Raw genomic sequence first — 13,983 nt, 5'->3', positions numbered from 1 at the left:
GAAGGATGATTCAAATGATCCTCGCGGATAAGCTCATCAAACTAAGAAAACAATTTGGGTGGTCTCAAGAAGATTTAGCTGAGAAAATGAACGTCTCGAGACAATCCGTCTCAAAGTGGGAAAGTGCTTCTAGTATTCCTGATCTTAATAAGATTATTAAATTGGCCGATATTTTTGGCGTGAGCACAGACTACCTATTAAGAGATGAGGTAGAAGAAGCAGAACAACTGACAGAAGATAATGACCCTCTCTTAAAACAAGTCTCACTAGAAGAAGCTAATGATTATGTTGAGAAAAAACAACAAACAATTAAAAACGTCGCTAAAGGTGTACTGTTGTGTATTTATGCGGTGATTCCACTCTTTTTCTTTCTTGCTTTAGCTGAAAGCGGAACTTTACCCGAGAACATAGCCGTTATATTTGGTCTTATGTCATTATTTGTGATGATCGCAATTGCTGTGGCGATTTTCATTCGCAGTAACCAATATGAAACATTGTTTAACACGTTTGAGAAAACGCCCTTTGAACTCACTTACGGTGTGGATAGTGTTTTCAAACAAAAGTTAGAAGATTTCCGTCCTACTTATCACAAACGCGTGTCTTTATCGGTTGCGATGTATGTTCTTTCGGCTACTCCACTGATTACAATGAGCCTGCTTGAAGCATCGGAAACAGTTATTTTGCTGATGCTTGTCACCTTAATGTTCATTGTCGGTTTAGCTACGTATCTACTCATACCGGTCGCAACAACTTTTAGTGCCTATCAATGTGTCCTAGGTGAAGGAGAGTATTCTAAAGAAAAGAAAGAAGGCGCTAGTCGAGACGAACAACTCGCAGCCTTTTACTGGCCACTCGTGACCGCCATTTATATCGGTTGGAGCTTGTGGACGATGGGCTGGGGCTATACCTGGATTGTGTGGCCCATCGCTGGTATTCTTTACGCTTCCTTACTTGGTCTCGTTAATTTATTATCAAAAGATAAGTCTCATAATCACTCGGCATAAATCATTTATTAAATCAATAGTGTCTCAACAACAGGCTCATAGAGCCTGTTTTCTTTTAGGTCATTCCTTTTATAAACTTTACAGTTTATTCTTTTTTGAAATTGTCATCCACAAAGTGACGTGCTATACTTTTACTATTGTTTGTGAATGACTTAACATGAAAGGAGAGAATGGATGTGAAAGCATTAGTTATATTTGCACACCCACGGAAAGAGAGCTTTTCTCACGCTTTATTAGATCGTGTGACATCAACACTCAAAGAAAAACAATATGATGTAACCGTAAGAGACTTATATGCGATGAATTTTAACCCGATCCTTGATTCAGAAGATATGATTCACATTGAAGAAGGCCAGTTTGTTAGGGGAAATACACACTACCCGCCAGATGTACAAACGGAAATGACACATCTGTTGGAGAATGACGTCTATATTTTTATCTTCCCAAGTTGGTGGAATGGTATGCCAGCAATCATGAAAGGGTATATCGATCGTGTATGTCAACACGGGTTCTTCTACAGCTTTAAAGATGAAACAGTCGCTCATCACTTTAAAGGGAAACGTGCTCTATTTTTCACCCCTACCGGTCAACCCCAAGTGATTGATGGTAAAGAGAATCCCCTTACAACCGCCATAAGAACGGTCACGTCAGGCTGGTTATTTAACGCCAATAAAGTAGACGTTATTGACCACGTCTTTTATGGTCGTGTCCCATATATGAGTAGAGATGAACTTGAACTGTATCTACAAGATGCACAAGAAAGAATCTGGGCTTTATAATACGTTTTAAGAAAGGAATGACCTATGACATTTCGAACACTGATGTACCATGAAGTAAGAAAAGAAAATGAATTTAATCCAGCACATAAGAGTCACATTGACGTCAAACAAAATTATGACGATATCTTACCGTCACCACTCTTTGTTACGTTAGAACAATTTAACCAACAGATGCAGTACCTTTATGAAGCAGGCTTTCACACCTTAACGATTGACGAGGTCAAAGCTTTTTATTTCGAAGGCAAACCGTTACCAGAAAAAAGTATCTTACTCACATTTGATGATTGTTTCCAATCACTCAAACACTACACGTATCCCGTGTTAAAAAAATACGGTTTTAAAGCACTGAGCTTTGTCGTCACGGGCTGGCTGCATAGTGAAACATTGCCTTTCAATCCCGACAAGTCTGTTTGCCTGGCTGAAAAAGACTTAAGCGAGATGAGCGATGTCTTCACCTTTTGTAACCATACGCATCACTTCCATCAGCGCAGCAGTGAAACGACGAGTATGCTGATGACAGAATCAGCTGATGCGTTTTTGTATGACTTGGCGACATGTAACAATTACGCTATTGTATCTGAAAAGGATGTCTTTGCTTTTCCGTTTGGTCTATTTAATGACGATAACGTTGAGACATTGAAAAAAGCCGACTTTAATCTTAGTTTTACGACAGAGCCTGGTGTGAACACGAAAGAAACAGAACCACTTAAGCTCCGCCGAGATGTTGTGCCTTATATGATGCCATTTGAAGGGTTTAAACAACTTGTATCAGAAGATTAATCTACATTAAAAAAGCATAAAAAAGAGAGACGATTTGTTATGAAGAAGGGATGAATGAAAATGAAAAAAACATTACACGTACTACTTATATTATTACTAGGCTTAAGTTTACTTGCAGCCTGCGGGTCAAATAACGACACATCAGAAGAGGAAAACAATACAGATGACGCTTCAGAAAACTTGTCACCAACTGGTGAAACGATCACGATTGGTACACTTCCAGCAGAAGGGAGCTTACCGATTATTCTTGCCTTAGAAAAAGGGTATTTTGAGGACTTAGGTGTTAATGTTGAGATTAAAACATTCACCTCACCAAATGATCGTAATGTCGCCTTACAAGCAGGTGAGTTAGATGGTACGATTGGTGATGTGATGACAACCGCTGCTTTTGTTGACAGAGGGATTGCACTAAAGATCACATCAGATATCAATGAAGATTTTAAAATTTTATCTTCGCCTGATTCAGGTATTACATCGATGAATGAGTTAGCTGGTCAAGATGTTTCCCTTGTGCCAAACTTTATTTTAGAGTACATTATGGATGAATTCGCAGCTGAAGGTGACTTCACTTACACTATTGTTGAAATCCCATCATTTGCTGGTCGTGCAGAAGCTTTACTTGAAAACCAAATTGACGGCGTGATTTTCACTGAACCACAAGCCGGTCTACTCGTTCAGCAAGGCGCTCATTTACTCGGAAGTTCAAAAGAAGCGGGCATCAAAGGTGGGACGCTTCTCTTTACAGAAGAAACCATCACCGACTATCCGGCCGACTTAACTGCCTTTTATCAAGCCTACAACCAGGCTGTTGACTACATGAATAAAACAGACGCCACGGAATATAGTGACATTCTAACAACCTATCAATTCCCTGAGGCGATGAGTACTTACCTTAATAATAAACCCGATCCATATGAACACGCGGGTGTGATTGATGAAGACCAATTTAACCGGATCATTGAATGGACCGAATCAAAAGGACAGATTACGAGTAGCTATACCTATGATCAGTTAACGGACTTTTCGTTTATCAATAAGTAATTAACTCAAGCATTAAAAATATTAAGATGAAATAAAACCGGATGTGATCTTCTCAAAAGATAATCACATCCGGTTTTCACTTCGTATTTTTCAAGCTTTATCTCCAGCGCTTTTCATTAAAGCCACGGTGTTAACTTCTTTTCTAACACATCGATAAACCCGAAAAAAACACTCCCTAAAAGACTCAGCGCCATAATCCCGCTAAACATTTCGACATAGTTCATTTTCATCCACGCACTTAAAATAAAATATCCGACCCCATACGTTGTCGCATAGTTCTCCGCAAAGAAAAGTGTCGCAAGTGATATCCCGATACTAATTCTTAAGCTCGAAAAAACCCGAGGTAAAATCGCCGGGAGAACGACGTAACGATATTGATGTTGTCGTTTAGCTGAAAAAGACTGCATCACCTTAAAATAGTGTGGGGGGATGTCTTTTACCCCGTCTCTGACTGACAACATTAACTGAAAGACAATGATAAACAACATTAACATCACCTTCGATACATTCCCTAAACCAAACAACAACATAAAAACAGGTAAAAAAGCGACTTTAGGAATGGGGTAGATCACATAGAGGAGTGGTGACAACAACTTATCTAACACCTTCCTTCGACCAATAGCGATACCGATCGGTAACCCAATCAGTAAGGCGAGGATAACGGCCACCAGGACCCTCAGTAGACTCGCACCCATATGGATGATTAATGGATTAAGATGACGAAAAAAGTAGTCGAACGTTTCTACGGGTGCAGGAATGGTTCGCGTCGCAATAACTAAATGAAGCACATACCAGATCACAATCATTAGCACGAAACCAATCAGCAGGGGTTGATGAAAACTTCTTTTTAACTTACTCATGCCTTACTCGCCCCTAACTTTAACTGTTCTCTCACGTAAAAACATTGATCATAAAAAGCTTTAGTCTCACGGCTCAAGCTTTCCTGTTTTTCTTTATTCATTAAAAATTGGCAGTGACCTTGTGGATGTAAAATAATAATGTCATCACCTAAAAACACCGCTTCTTCAATATCATGCGTCACAAAGATACTCGTCATAAGGCGTTCTGATTGTAAGTCTAAAAATAATTGTTGGATCGTTTCTTTTGTCATCGCGTCAAGAGCGGATGTTGGCTCATCCATTAATAATAAATCAGGTTGTGTAATCAGTGTTCTCGCAAGCGCCACCCGCTGTTTTTGACCCCCACTCAGTTGATGAGGATAGTAATTTTTACAGTTTAATATATTAAGTGACGATAGTAAATGATCGACTGTTTCGTCGGTATCTGTTTTACTTCTATCCTTTGACATCTTGAGCGGCATCGCCACCGCTTCAGCAGCTGTTTGCCACGGGAAAAGGCCTAAGTCTTGAAAGAGAAAACTCGTCTTCTCTCTGACATCACGGATCTCGTCTCCTGCGATAGTCATGTGTCCTTTGGCCGGCTTAATAAAGCCTGCTAGTAAGTGCAGGAGGGTCGTTTTTCCGACACCAGATGGGCCGATCACCGCATAGATTTTCCCTTCGTCCAATGTCATATTCAGCTGGTCGAAAATCACGTGTCCACCCACTTGATACGTGACGTTATCCAAAGTTATAAAAGGTTTCATTTTGTCACATCTTTCTTAATTATTGCGGAGGATTTTCTCCATTCTTTTTCCTTTTGCTAATTCATCAATTAATTTATCTAAGTAACGAATCTCGCGCATCACTTCTTCTTCAATGTTTTCAACCCGTACACCACAAATCACACCCGTAATTTGGTCACGATTGGGATTGAGCTTTTGTGCATCACGAAAGAAGTCTTTCATTGGTTTTTCTAGTGCTTGTATTAATGTTTCATCATGATAGCCGGTCAACCACTCAATGATGGTATCGACTTCCTCTTTCGTTCGGTCTTTTCGTTCAACTTTTTTAATGTATAACGGATAAATCTCTCCAAATGACATCTGATAAATCTTTGGTTCACCCATCATGAACACTCCTTCTGTTGATTCTCGTTATTTTAACTCTTTTACATAGCACGCATCAAAAAAACCACCGTTAATCTGTAGTATATCACAGGCAACCGTGGTTTTTTGATGACTTGATTCTATTTTTCTTGATTGAGTCGTGTTGATTAACGTTGGAGTTCTGGGACATCTTTTAACGCGATGATCCGTTGATTATGACTGCCTCTAAAATCTAAACTTAAATCACGCTCGGCCAAAATAAACGGCCCATCGACTAAGACATCGCAGTAGCTTAACAACTCTGTATAGTCACCACCGAGTGTAAGTAGTTCTTCGAGTGTATATCCTGAATACGCCCAGATGTTTTTACCCGCTTCTTTCAGTCTTTTTGCGACATGTTTCACACCGCTCGCTTGAAAGAACGGATCGCCTCCTGATAAGGTGACATCTGTCAGCGGATTCGATAAAACTTCCTCAACAACCGCATCAATCGTCATCTCACTGCCGTTTCGAATATTCCAGCTTTCTGGATTATGGCATCCTTTACAGAAGTGCGGACAACCGCTAAAGAAGAGGACCGTTCGAAGTCCAGGTCCATCAACGACAGAATCATGAAGAATATTGAGTACACGTAATGACTCACTCATCTTATTTCCCCTGGTGCTTGACACGTTCAGATTCCTCGCGACGCTTCGCACTGTTCCATTTTTTCATATCGCCTACTAAATAGCCGGTGATACGTCTAATCCGCTCAATCTTTTCTTCATCATGATTGTCACATGTCGGACACGACGTATTAATAATACCGGTATAACCACAAGACGTACAACGGTCAACTGGGTGGTTAATAGAACCGTAACCGATATTAGCCTTTGCCATCGCTTTGACTAATGTATCGAGCGCTTGGGTGTTTTTCGTTACATCTCCATCAACTTCAATATAAGAAATATGCCCACCATTACAAAGGTTATGATATTTTCCTTCCACATTAATCTTGTCAATCGCTCGGGTATTGTAATAGACCGGTACATGGAAAGAGTTCGTATAATAATCACGTTCAGTGACACCTGGAATCATACCAAAAGTGGCGCGGTCTTTTTTCGTGAACCGACCAGATAAGCCTTCTGCCGGGGTCGCGATTAGGCTAAAGTTTAAATCGTACTGCTTAGATGCTTGTTCCACTTTTTCACGCATATAAGAGATCATTTGAAAACCTAATTCATCTGCCTTTGTACTTTGACCGTGATGTTCACCCGTTAACGCCACGAGTGCTTCGGCTAGACCGATAAAACCAACACTTAGCGTGCCTTGTTTTAACACCTCACGTACTTCATCTGTTGCTTGAAGTGTCTCACTGTGTTTCCACACACCTTGGCCATAAAGGAAAGAAAAATGTTGGGCTTGTTTTTTCGCTTGAAACTCGAAGCGTTCTAACAGCTGTTTAATGACAACATCCAGCACGCGATCTAATCGGTAATAGAAATCATCCAGTGAAGTAGCAACAAGACCTAGCTTCACTAAGTTAACCGACGTAAACGATAGATTTCCGCGTTCAATACTATTATTGTCCCCGTGGCGATTATCCATCACTCGTGTGCGGCACCCCATGTAAGACACTTCCGATTCTTTCGTGCCATTATAATGCACGATATTACATTCAGCATCAATAAAGCTAAAGTTAGGGAATAAGCGCTTCGCTGTTGTTTCAAGGGCTAACTGGTACACATCATAGTTTGGATCTGTTTCACTAAAGTTTACGCCTTGTTTCATTTTAAAGATTTGAATTGGAAAAATTGGTGTTTCTCCGTTACCAAGACCCGCTTTTGTCGCTTGTAGTAAGTTTTTCATCAACATCCGACCTGCTTTTGATGTATCGGTACCATAATTGATCGAGACAAACGGTACTTGGCCCCCGCCACGTGAATGCATCGAGTTACAGTTATGGATAAAAGCTTCGCACGCTTGATACGTTGAACGATCCGTTTCTTGCCAAGCGATATCATCTAGCTCTGTTTCAGTCCAGTTGGTCGGGTAAGATTGTAGGCGTTCTAAGTGTTTTTTATGTGTCTTTTCAACATATGGGGCTAAGTCGTAATCAAACATCGGATAACTCTGACCACCGTGCTGCATATTTTGATTAGATTGAAAGATAATCGATGAAAGTGCCATCGCACTCATAATATCATTTGGTTCACGCATAAATCCGTGACCCGTATTAAAACCGTCCTTTAATATTTTACCGAGCGGAATTTGGGCGCATGTTGTCGTACCCGTTGGATAAAAATCCAAATCGTGTGGATGGATGAAGTTCTCTTCCATCATTCTAACAACTTCTTCTGATAAGAGCTTTTCTTTTGCGAAAAACTTTGCCGCTTCAGAACCAAACTTCGACATTTGCCCCATTGGTGAGGCACCATCTACATTCGCATTTTCTTGAATAAGATCTTGATTACTCACCTCTACCACTTCTGTTAAGGCGTCAATTAAGCCTTGTTCCTTTATTTCTGTCATCACTACCATAAAATCCACTCCTTAAGCATGTATGTACAATATATAGAATAGTTAACTGATACGAACACTATATGTTGTATTATTCTATCATAAGCCTTTCTCATTTTATAGTGAATTTTGTCACATAAAAAGGTCTAAAAATGATGAAACAGACATGAAAACAACTCATGTCGGCTTTCATTTTAGTTATGACAATTTTGTGACAGGTGTTAACAGACTTCTACTTCAATAGACATTGTCCGACATTTTCTATACATATATTTCAAAATTAACTTCAAATAATTAGAAGTTAATGTTACAATTGAATAGAGACTATTTTACTATTTCGATGCTACATAAGTTAAAATTGGTAGATAGTCTTTCGCAAATGACCGTTATAGTTAAAGAAAATTGAGTAAAAAATACTATTAAAATTGGAGGCGTTATTATGTCAAACAAAAATGAACAGCGTAAGCCTTTTTACAAGAAATGGTGGTTTATTCTCATTGTGGCGGCAATCATTGTTTCTGCCCTGACAGGAGGAAACGACGAAACTGACTCAACAGGCGAAGAACCAGAGAAGGAGACGGACACCACAGAAAATAATATGAACGTGGAAATGTCCAATGATGAATCTGAATCTGAAGATGATTCAGATTTGAATAACGACGACACATCCCCATCAGATACAAATGAAACTGAAGATACTGAGGATACTGAAGCTCCCGTTGAAAACGCACCAAGTGAAACTGAATCTGATGTATCGCGAGAGTTTCGTAATGCTCTTCAATCTGCCAAGGATTACTTAAACTACAGTAGCTTTTCAAAACAAGGATTGTATGACCAACTCCTATTTGAAAGTTTTCCTGAAGATGCTGCACAATACGCCATTGATAACATAGAAACCAATTGGAATGAGCAAGCACTAAGTGCTGCTAATGACTATCTAGATTATTCTCATTTCTCTAAACAAGGTCTATACGATCAACTGATTTTTGAAGAATATACCGCTGAAGAATCACAATATGCGATTGATAATATTAACGTGGATTGGAACGAACAAGCGCTGGGGGCAGCGATTGATTACTTAGATTATTCATCCTTCTCGGATCAAGGATTATATGACCAACTGATTTTTGAAGACTTTACAGCCGAACAAGCTCAATATGCGATTGACAATTTACCAGATTAATCATCTTAAAAAATCAGCTATCAAAGCACTGGGCTTCTGAACGTGATCACGTTCAGAAGCCCAGTAACATTAGTAAGGAATACTTTATTCATTTATATGCTTAGCCGTTTAAATGGCTCTATTTGATAGATACCATTCAGTATTTCCCCCTCGATATAAGCGTGATACTCATTGTATTTCTTCCACTATACCATCAATATCCCGATTATCTTTATTCATCTATACTTTCATTACTAGTAAATAATCTATCTGACACAATTATTGATCATACACAGAGTAATCAATATCTCCTTCACTTTTGGCCACAAGTAAGGCGGCATAGACATCTGAGTCAACATTTAAAATCGTTCGAAGCATACCCACAAACCACTCTACCCCAGCAAAGATTGCGATCGATTCAAGTGGCAAGCCCATCTGCGGAATAATTATCGCCATAGATACAAGACCCGCACCTGGCACAACCGCATTCGAAAGTGAAACCAGTGTTGATAGAGCGGCAATGAAAATATATTGAGTGAGCGTATATTCCGCTCCGTATATTTGAGCAATAGTGATGACCGTAATTGCCATATGCATCGCTGCACCGTTACTATTTAAAGTCATGCCTAGTGGCAAGACAAACTTTGATACTCTTTCACTAATACCTAATTTTTCTTTAGCGTCTTTCATTGCCGTCGGCAATGTAATGGCTGACGATGTCGTTGCGAGCGCGATCACAGACATTTGAAACATCCCTCGAACAAGCTTAGGTAATTTTATACGACACGTAACGGAAATAAATACAGTAAAAAGTAATAAATAGATAGCTGTAGCTAAACCGTAGACACCTAAATATTTTAATAGCGGCATCATAACACCTAATCCAAGCTTGCCGATGGTACTTGCAATCAATGCAAAGATACCAATCGGCGCTAAATTCATTATCATTAAGACAAGTTTTAAGATAATATGATTAAATTCTTTAATAAATCCAAGTACTTTTTCTGCGCCAGACTCCACTCTAACTAGACTCATCGCAATACCAAATAGGACAGAAAAGATAATAATCTGTGCGATATTCCCCTCTGCCATCGATTGAATGACGTTTGGTGAGAAGAAATTCAGTATCACATCAGAGGATGTTCCAATACTGTTTGGGTCAATGTCAACACCGTTTGTCAATGTATCTAACTGATTGCCGACACCTGGCTTTAACCAATAACCAATTATAATACCAAATAATGCGGCTAAAAAGGATGTTCCAAGAAAAATCCCAATGGTTTTTAAGCCTCTCCTACCTAATTCCTTTGAATTTAAACTACCTACCGCTTCAATAATCTGCCCCATAACGAGAAGGATAATGGACATTTGAATCAAGCGAAGAAAAATATCGCCGATAAGCTTTAAACTTGTTAAATCCCCATCAGAGAGTACCCCGAATAAGACACCTAGTATTACCGCCAACATGATTTTTGTTGTCATACTTAACTTTAGCTTTTTCATAACGGCCTCCCGACTAACAACATGTAAGCAGGTGCTAATAGCTAGCACCCGCTTCTTGTTTATAGATTGATTACAAACGGGCTTTCACTCGCTAGTTATTAGAGATTCATGCATTTCAACATTGAGCGATTCGACTTTCTCATTGTTATTTTTATGTTTTACGACAACAGTACCAGCTCCTTGATGAATATTATCTAAGTTGCTAAGTGATGTGATAATCGCTTTACCATGATCAGATGTTTCAACAAACTTCACTGCCGCCTCAATTTTTGGTAACATGCTTCCCGGTTCAAATTGCCCTTCACCGATATACTGCTTTAACTCCTCAACAGACACTTCTTCAAGCTTTTTCTGATTTGGCTTATTAAAGTTAATATACACATTATCGACACCGGTAAGAATGATAAATAAGTCAGCATTGACCTGTTCAGCTAATTTCTCTGAGGCAAAATCTTTATCAATAACCGCTTCAACACCTGTATAACCGTCCTCCGTCTTAAGGACTGGAATACCGCCACCTCCACAAGAAATGGTGATGACATCATTTTCTACGAGTTGTTTGACCGTATCAAACTCAACAATCCCGACGGGTTTTGGTGAAGGCACTACCTTACGATAACCCCTTCCTGAATCCTCAATATATTTAGCCCCATCTTCTTTTGCTTCAGCCACTTCCACTTCTGTTAAGAAAGGACCAATCGGTTTCGTTGGATGGGTAAAAGCAGGATCATCTTTATCGACTTCTACACGTGTCACAAGAGAAACGACAGATTTATCAATATTTCGCTTCTTTAATATACTACTCATTTCGTTCTGCATCCAGTACCCAATGCTTCCCTCTGTCATCGCGACACATGTATCAAGTGGCAAGGCTGGATTTTTCTCACTATCTGCTAATTGTTGCTGTAATAATAAGTTCCCTACTTGAGGCCCATTTCCATGCGAAATAATCAATTGATTATGATGTTCAACTAAATCCGCTAAACGATCACATGTCTGTCGAATGGCTTCGATTTGAGCACCTGCTGTTGGGTCATCTGAAAGAATCGCATTCCCACCAAGAGCCACAATTATTTTTTTATTTTCAATCATACTTTCTCCCTCTTTCCCTCTATCGTTTGAGCATTATTTTGCTTCTTCTATCTGATCATTATCTTTAGCCACGAGGACAAATATAATCATCCCGATCGTCAGTAAGACGGATGCCAGGTAAAAACCAACTTTCATAGAACCTGTTGTATCCGCAATCCATCCAGTGATATACGGTGCTAAAATCGCCCCTGACATCCCAATGAAGTTATAGGCACTTAATGTGGTAGATAAAGAACTTTTCGGTGCATTTTTTGTTACAAACGCCACTAAAATAGGATCAAGTGCTAACTTGCCTGTTAAACCATAAACAATTAAAGCGACAATCAGTAACGTACGATCCGTTACAAAGGCAATCCCGAATGATGTAATAATCGATAGTGGGACAAGGAAATAAATAAATTTCTTCGTTGTTTTATACTTATCAGATAATCGCGCTAAGATAAGTGCACCTGGAATGGATGCCCATGGTACAAGCGATGAAATAAACCCAACACTTGTGCCCGCAAAACCACGTTCTACTTGTAAGAATCTTGGCAACCACGTAATGATAACGAAGTTAGCATAGATAGAACAGAAAACTAAAATAAATGTTACCACTAAGTTTTTATTCGTAATAATTGATTTAAAACTAACTTTTTCACTAGCAACAGCTTGTGTTGCATCACTATTATTTACTTCTTCTTTGCCTTGATCTTCTGGTCGCACAATCTTTTCTTTTAATAACGTATAATAAAGAATACCCAAGATCACTGTTGGAACGGCCATAATATAGAATGGCTGACTCCAGTGCGCACCATTTTCAAGCACTAATTTACTTGATAATAAGTAACCAAGAGATGTACCAAACGCCATCCCACTATTAATAATGGCTGTACCTAAGGTTAATTTCTTCGTTGGAATCGCTTCAGTAGACAAGGCATAACCCGGGCCATAATAAGCTCCCTCACCGATACCAGTTAACACACGGAAAAGCATAAATACACCAAAAGCTGATGCCACACCGCTTAAATAGGTGGTAACCCCAAAGAGAATAAAACCAAGGGAAATGACGAGCTTTCGTCCAACTTTATCTGCTAATACACCAAATGGAATTTGAGTTACCGCATACGCTAAGAAGAACACACTATTGACTAAGCCGAGCTGCGCGTTACTTAAACCAAACTCTGCTCCAATATTACCCATAACCGGATTAAGAATCGTCCGGTCAGCATACATCAAAATCCATCCGAAGAAGCCTAACGCGACTACTTTCCACCAATAACGTTCCGATACCGGCATAGCTTTATACTTATCAACCATATTCATTTGTTTTGCTTGTTCCATTTAAAACCCTCCTCAACTTTTAGACACCATTGTTAGTCCTAACCAAAAACCATATAACGTATCATAGCCTGACGTATGGCCATACTGCTGAATTTCTTTTATGACTGTTTCAATCACTTCTCGATTATTTGTATCTAATAATTTTACTAAGGCAACAAAATTCTCACTTAAATGGTCATGTAATAAAGCGTGAAAATAAGCGATACTAATGTAAGTTGTTTTATTTTCTGATACTTTATAAGCTAAACAGTCTAACCAATCTTGACTCACTTGAAAAGCCATCACAGCCATCGTATAACCCATAAGCAAATCATCACCACTCGGTGTTAACCCTAAACCTCGACCTAAAAAATAATCTATAAGAGCAAGCTGTGTTTGTTTATTTTGTTTAGGTAGATTGATGAGCTGTTCAATGTGTTCAACTGCTGTATCATTCAGCTCTAACCCGATTTGTTCTGTTAGCTTGCTTTGCTCTAGCATTTGGTACAACACCGTCTCTTGTATAGCTTTTTTTTGACAAATAACAGTAGGAAAAGATAGATCCATCACTGACAGATCATTGTAATGAATCGCGATGATAGCTGCTTCGCCGTAAATAACAAGTGCATGTTGTTTTTTAACAACTAAGTCACCTACTCGTACAACCGCTTTAACATCAGCTAATTTGTCTGGCGCTATGTTAATGCCAAAAGCAGACAGCGGCTCACTCGCTGCACTTAAAAAGAGATGCGTATCATCAAATTCGATATTAATGCCCCGTTTAAACAGGCTATGTACACGGCCTGTTTCAATTTTGTGTATCAGGGGGAGCAACAAACTACTAATTGCTCCACCCTTAATGTTGTTAACCAT

14 protein-coding genes are annotated in these 13,983 nt (G+C 39.2%); 5 read left to right on the top strand and 9 right to left on the bottom strand.

All coding sequences use genetic code 11. The features are described from left to right. Positions 1 to 5: 5 nt before the first annotated feature. The 4 genes from BM390_RS00915 (at position 6) to BM390_RS00900 (ending at position 3,604) form a co-directional block, all read left to right on the top strand. The gene (locus BM390_RS00915; RefSeq protein WP_197274734.1) at positions 6 to 1,004 is read left to right on the top strand and encodes a helix-turn-helix domain-containing protein; all 999 of its coding nucleotides are present in this window, start codon (positions 6 to 8) and stop codon (positions 1,002 to 1,004) included. A gap of 176 nt (positions 1,005 to 1,180) precedes the next feature. Next, positions 1,181 to 1,783 carry an NAD(P)H-dependent oxidoreductase gene (locus BM390_RS00910; RefSeq protein WP_062320284.1) on the top strand — a complete coding sequence of 201 codons (603 nt, stop codon included), beginning with the start codon at positions 1,181 to 1,183 and terminating at the stop codon, positions 1,781 to 1,783. A gap of 24 nt (positions 1,784 to 1,807) precedes the next feature. Beyond that, positions 1,808 to 2,563: a polysaccharide deacetylase family protein gene (locus tag BM390_RS00905; RefSeq protein WP_062320282.1), complete on the top strand. Its 756-nt coding sequence runs from the start codon at positions 1,808 to 1,810 to the stop codon at positions 2,561 to 2,563. Positions 2,564 to 2,623: 60 nt separating this feature from the next. Further along, positions 2,624 to 3,604, top strand: coding sequence for an ABC transporter substrate-binding protein (locus BM390_RS00900; RefSeq protein ID WP_062320305.1), 981 nt, complete (start codon positions 2,624 to 2,626; stop codon positions 3,602 to 3,604). Between the two features lie 116 nt (positions 3,605 to 3,720). Here BM390_RS00900 and BM390_RS00895 read toward each other — a convergent pair whose 3' ends face one another. The 5 genes from BM390_RS00895 to BM390_RS00875 all read right to left on the bottom strand — a co-directional run bounded on the left by BM390_RS00895 (position 3,721) and on the right by BM390_RS00875 (position 8,072). Then, positions 3,721 to 4,464, bottom strand: a complete 744-nt coding sequence (locus tag BM390_RS00895) for an ABC transporter permease (protein ID WP_062320280.1) — start codon at positions 4,462 to 4,464, stop codon at positions 3,721 to 3,723. After that, positions 4,461 to 5,210, bottom strand: coding sequence for an ABC transporter ATP-binding protein (locus BM390_RS00890; protein ID WP_062320278.1), 750 nt, complete (start codon positions 5,208 to 5,210; stop codon positions 4,461 to 4,463). Before BM390_RS00890 ends, BM390_RS00895 begins: the two co-directional genes overlap by 4 nt. A 15-nt stretch (positions 5,211 to 5,225) precedes the next feature. Beyond that, positions 5,226 to 5,573, bottom strand: coding sequence for a DUF2200 domain-containing protein (locus BM390_RS00885; protein ID WP_062320277.1), 348 nt, complete (start codon positions 5,571 to 5,573; stop codon positions 5,226 to 5,228). Between the two features lie 146 nt (positions 5,574 to 5,719). Beyond that, entirely contained in the window at positions 5,720 to 6,199 is a 480-nt protein-coding gene (gene nrdG / locus BM390_RS00880) for an anaerobic ribonucleoside-triphosphate reductase activating protein (protein ID WP_062320275.1), read from the bottom strand. A gap of 1 nt (position 6,200) precedes the next feature. Further along, on the bottom strand, positions 6,201 to 8,072 hold the full coding sequence (locus tag BM390_RS00875; protein WP_089852712.1) for an anaerobic ribonucleoside triphosphate reductase: 1,872 nt from the start codon (positions 8,070 to 8,072) through the stop codon (positions 6,201 to 6,203). A 418-nt stretch (positions 8,073 to 8,490) separates the two neighbouring features. Between BM390_RS00875 and BM390_RS00870 the strand changes: the two genes are divergently transcribed. Next, on the top strand, positions 8,491 to 9,234 hold the full coding sequence (locus BM390_RS00870) for an Ltp family lipoprotein (protein ID WP_062320273.1): 744 nt from the start codon (positions 8,491 to 8,493) through the stop codon (positions 9,232 to 9,234). Positions 9,235 to 9,492: 258 nt separating this feature from the next. On the opposite strand, the gene BM390_RS00865 is transcribed toward BM390_RS00870, so the two are convergent. From BM390_RS00865 to BM390_RS00850, 4 genes are all read right to left on the bottom strand, one after another. Beyond that, positions 9,493 to 10,716 carry a dicarboxylate/amino acid:cation symporter gene (locus tag BM390_RS00865; protein ID WP_062320271.1) on the bottom strand — a complete coding sequence of 408 codons (1,224 nt, stop codon included), beginning with the start codon at positions 10,714 to 10,716 and terminating at the stop codon, positions 9,493 to 9,495. A gap of 84 nt (positions 10,717 to 10,800) precedes the next feature. Further along, a complete protein-coding gene (gene arcC, locus BM390_RS00860) occupies positions 10,801 to 11,808 on the bottom strand; it encodes a carbamate kinase (protein ID WP_082394406.1) in 1,008 nt (335 codons plus the stop codon). A 33-nt stretch (positions 11,809 to 11,841) separates the two neighbouring features. After that, positions 11,842 to 13,131, bottom strand: coding sequence for an MFS transporter (locus BM390_RS00855; RefSeq protein WP_246806731.1), 1,290 nt, complete (start codon positions 13,129 to 13,131; stop codon positions 11,842 to 11,844). A 12-nt stretch (positions 13,132 to 13,143) separates the two neighbouring features. Beyond that, the gene (locus tag BM390_RS00850; protein ID WP_082394405.1) at positions 13,144 to 13,983 is read right to left on the bottom strand and encodes an oxamate carbamoyltransferase subunit AllH family protein; all 840 of its coding nucleotides are present in this window, start codon (positions 13,981 to 13,983) and stop codon (positions 13,144 to 13,146) included.

The organism is Halolactibacillus miurensis (assembly GCF_900116255.1).
GTDB lineage: Bacteria > Bacillota > Bacilli > Bacillales > Amphibacillaceae > Halolactibacillus > Halolactibacillus miurensis.
This window is presented reverse-complemented; position numbering and strand designations above follow the sequence as displayed.

Coding starts and splice junctions, on each gene's coding strand:
- BM390_RS00915 (WP_197274734.1), top strand. CDS start 6: ATGATTCAAATGATCCTCGCGGATAAGCTCATCAAACTAAGAAAACAA.
- BM390_RS00905 (WP_062320282.1), top strand. CDS start 1,808: ATGACATTTCGAACACTGATGTACCATGAAGTAAGAAAAGAAAATGAA.
- BM390_RS00900 (WP_062320305.1), top strand. CDS start 2,624: ATGAAAAAAACATTACACGTACTACTTATATTATTACTAGGCTTAAGT.
- BM390_RS00895 (WP_062320280.1), bottom strand. CDS start 4,464: ATGAGTAAGTTAAAAAGAAGTTTTCATCAACCCCTGCTGATTGGTTTC.
- BM390_RS00890 (WP_062320278.1), bottom strand. CDS start 5,210: ATGAAACCTTTTATAACTTTGGATAACGTCACGTATCAAGTGGGTGGA.
- BM390_RS00885 (WP_062320277.1), bottom strand. CDS start 5,573: ATGGGTGAACCAAAGATTTATCAGATGTCATTTGGAGAGATTTATCCG.
- nrdG (WP_062320275.1), bottom strand. CDS start 6,199: ATGAGTGAGTCATTACGTGTACTCAATATTCTTCATGATTCTGTCGTT.
- BM390_RS00875 (WP_089852712.1), bottom strand. CDS start 8,072: ATGGTAGTGATGACAGAAATAAAGGAACAAGGCTTAATTGACGCCTTA.
- BM390_RS00870 (WP_062320273.1), top strand. CDS start 8,491: ATGTCAAACAAAAATGAACAGCGTAAGCCTTTTTACAAGAAATGGTGG.
- BM390_RS00865 (WP_062320271.1), bottom strand. CDS start 10,716: ATGAAAAAGCTAAAGTTAAGTATGACAACAAAAATCATGTTGGCGGTA.
- arcC (WP_082394406.1), bottom strand. CDS start 11,808: ATGATTGAAAATAAAAAAATAATTGTGGCTCTTGGTGGGAATGCGATT.
- BM390_RS00855 (WP_246806731.1), bottom strand. CDS start 13,131: ATGGAACAAGCAAAACAAATGAATATGGTTGATAAGTATAAAGCTATG.
- BM390_RS00850 (WP_082394405.1), bottom strand. CDS start 13,983: ATGGTTAACAACATTAAGGGTGGAGCAATTAGTAGTTTGTTGCTCCCC.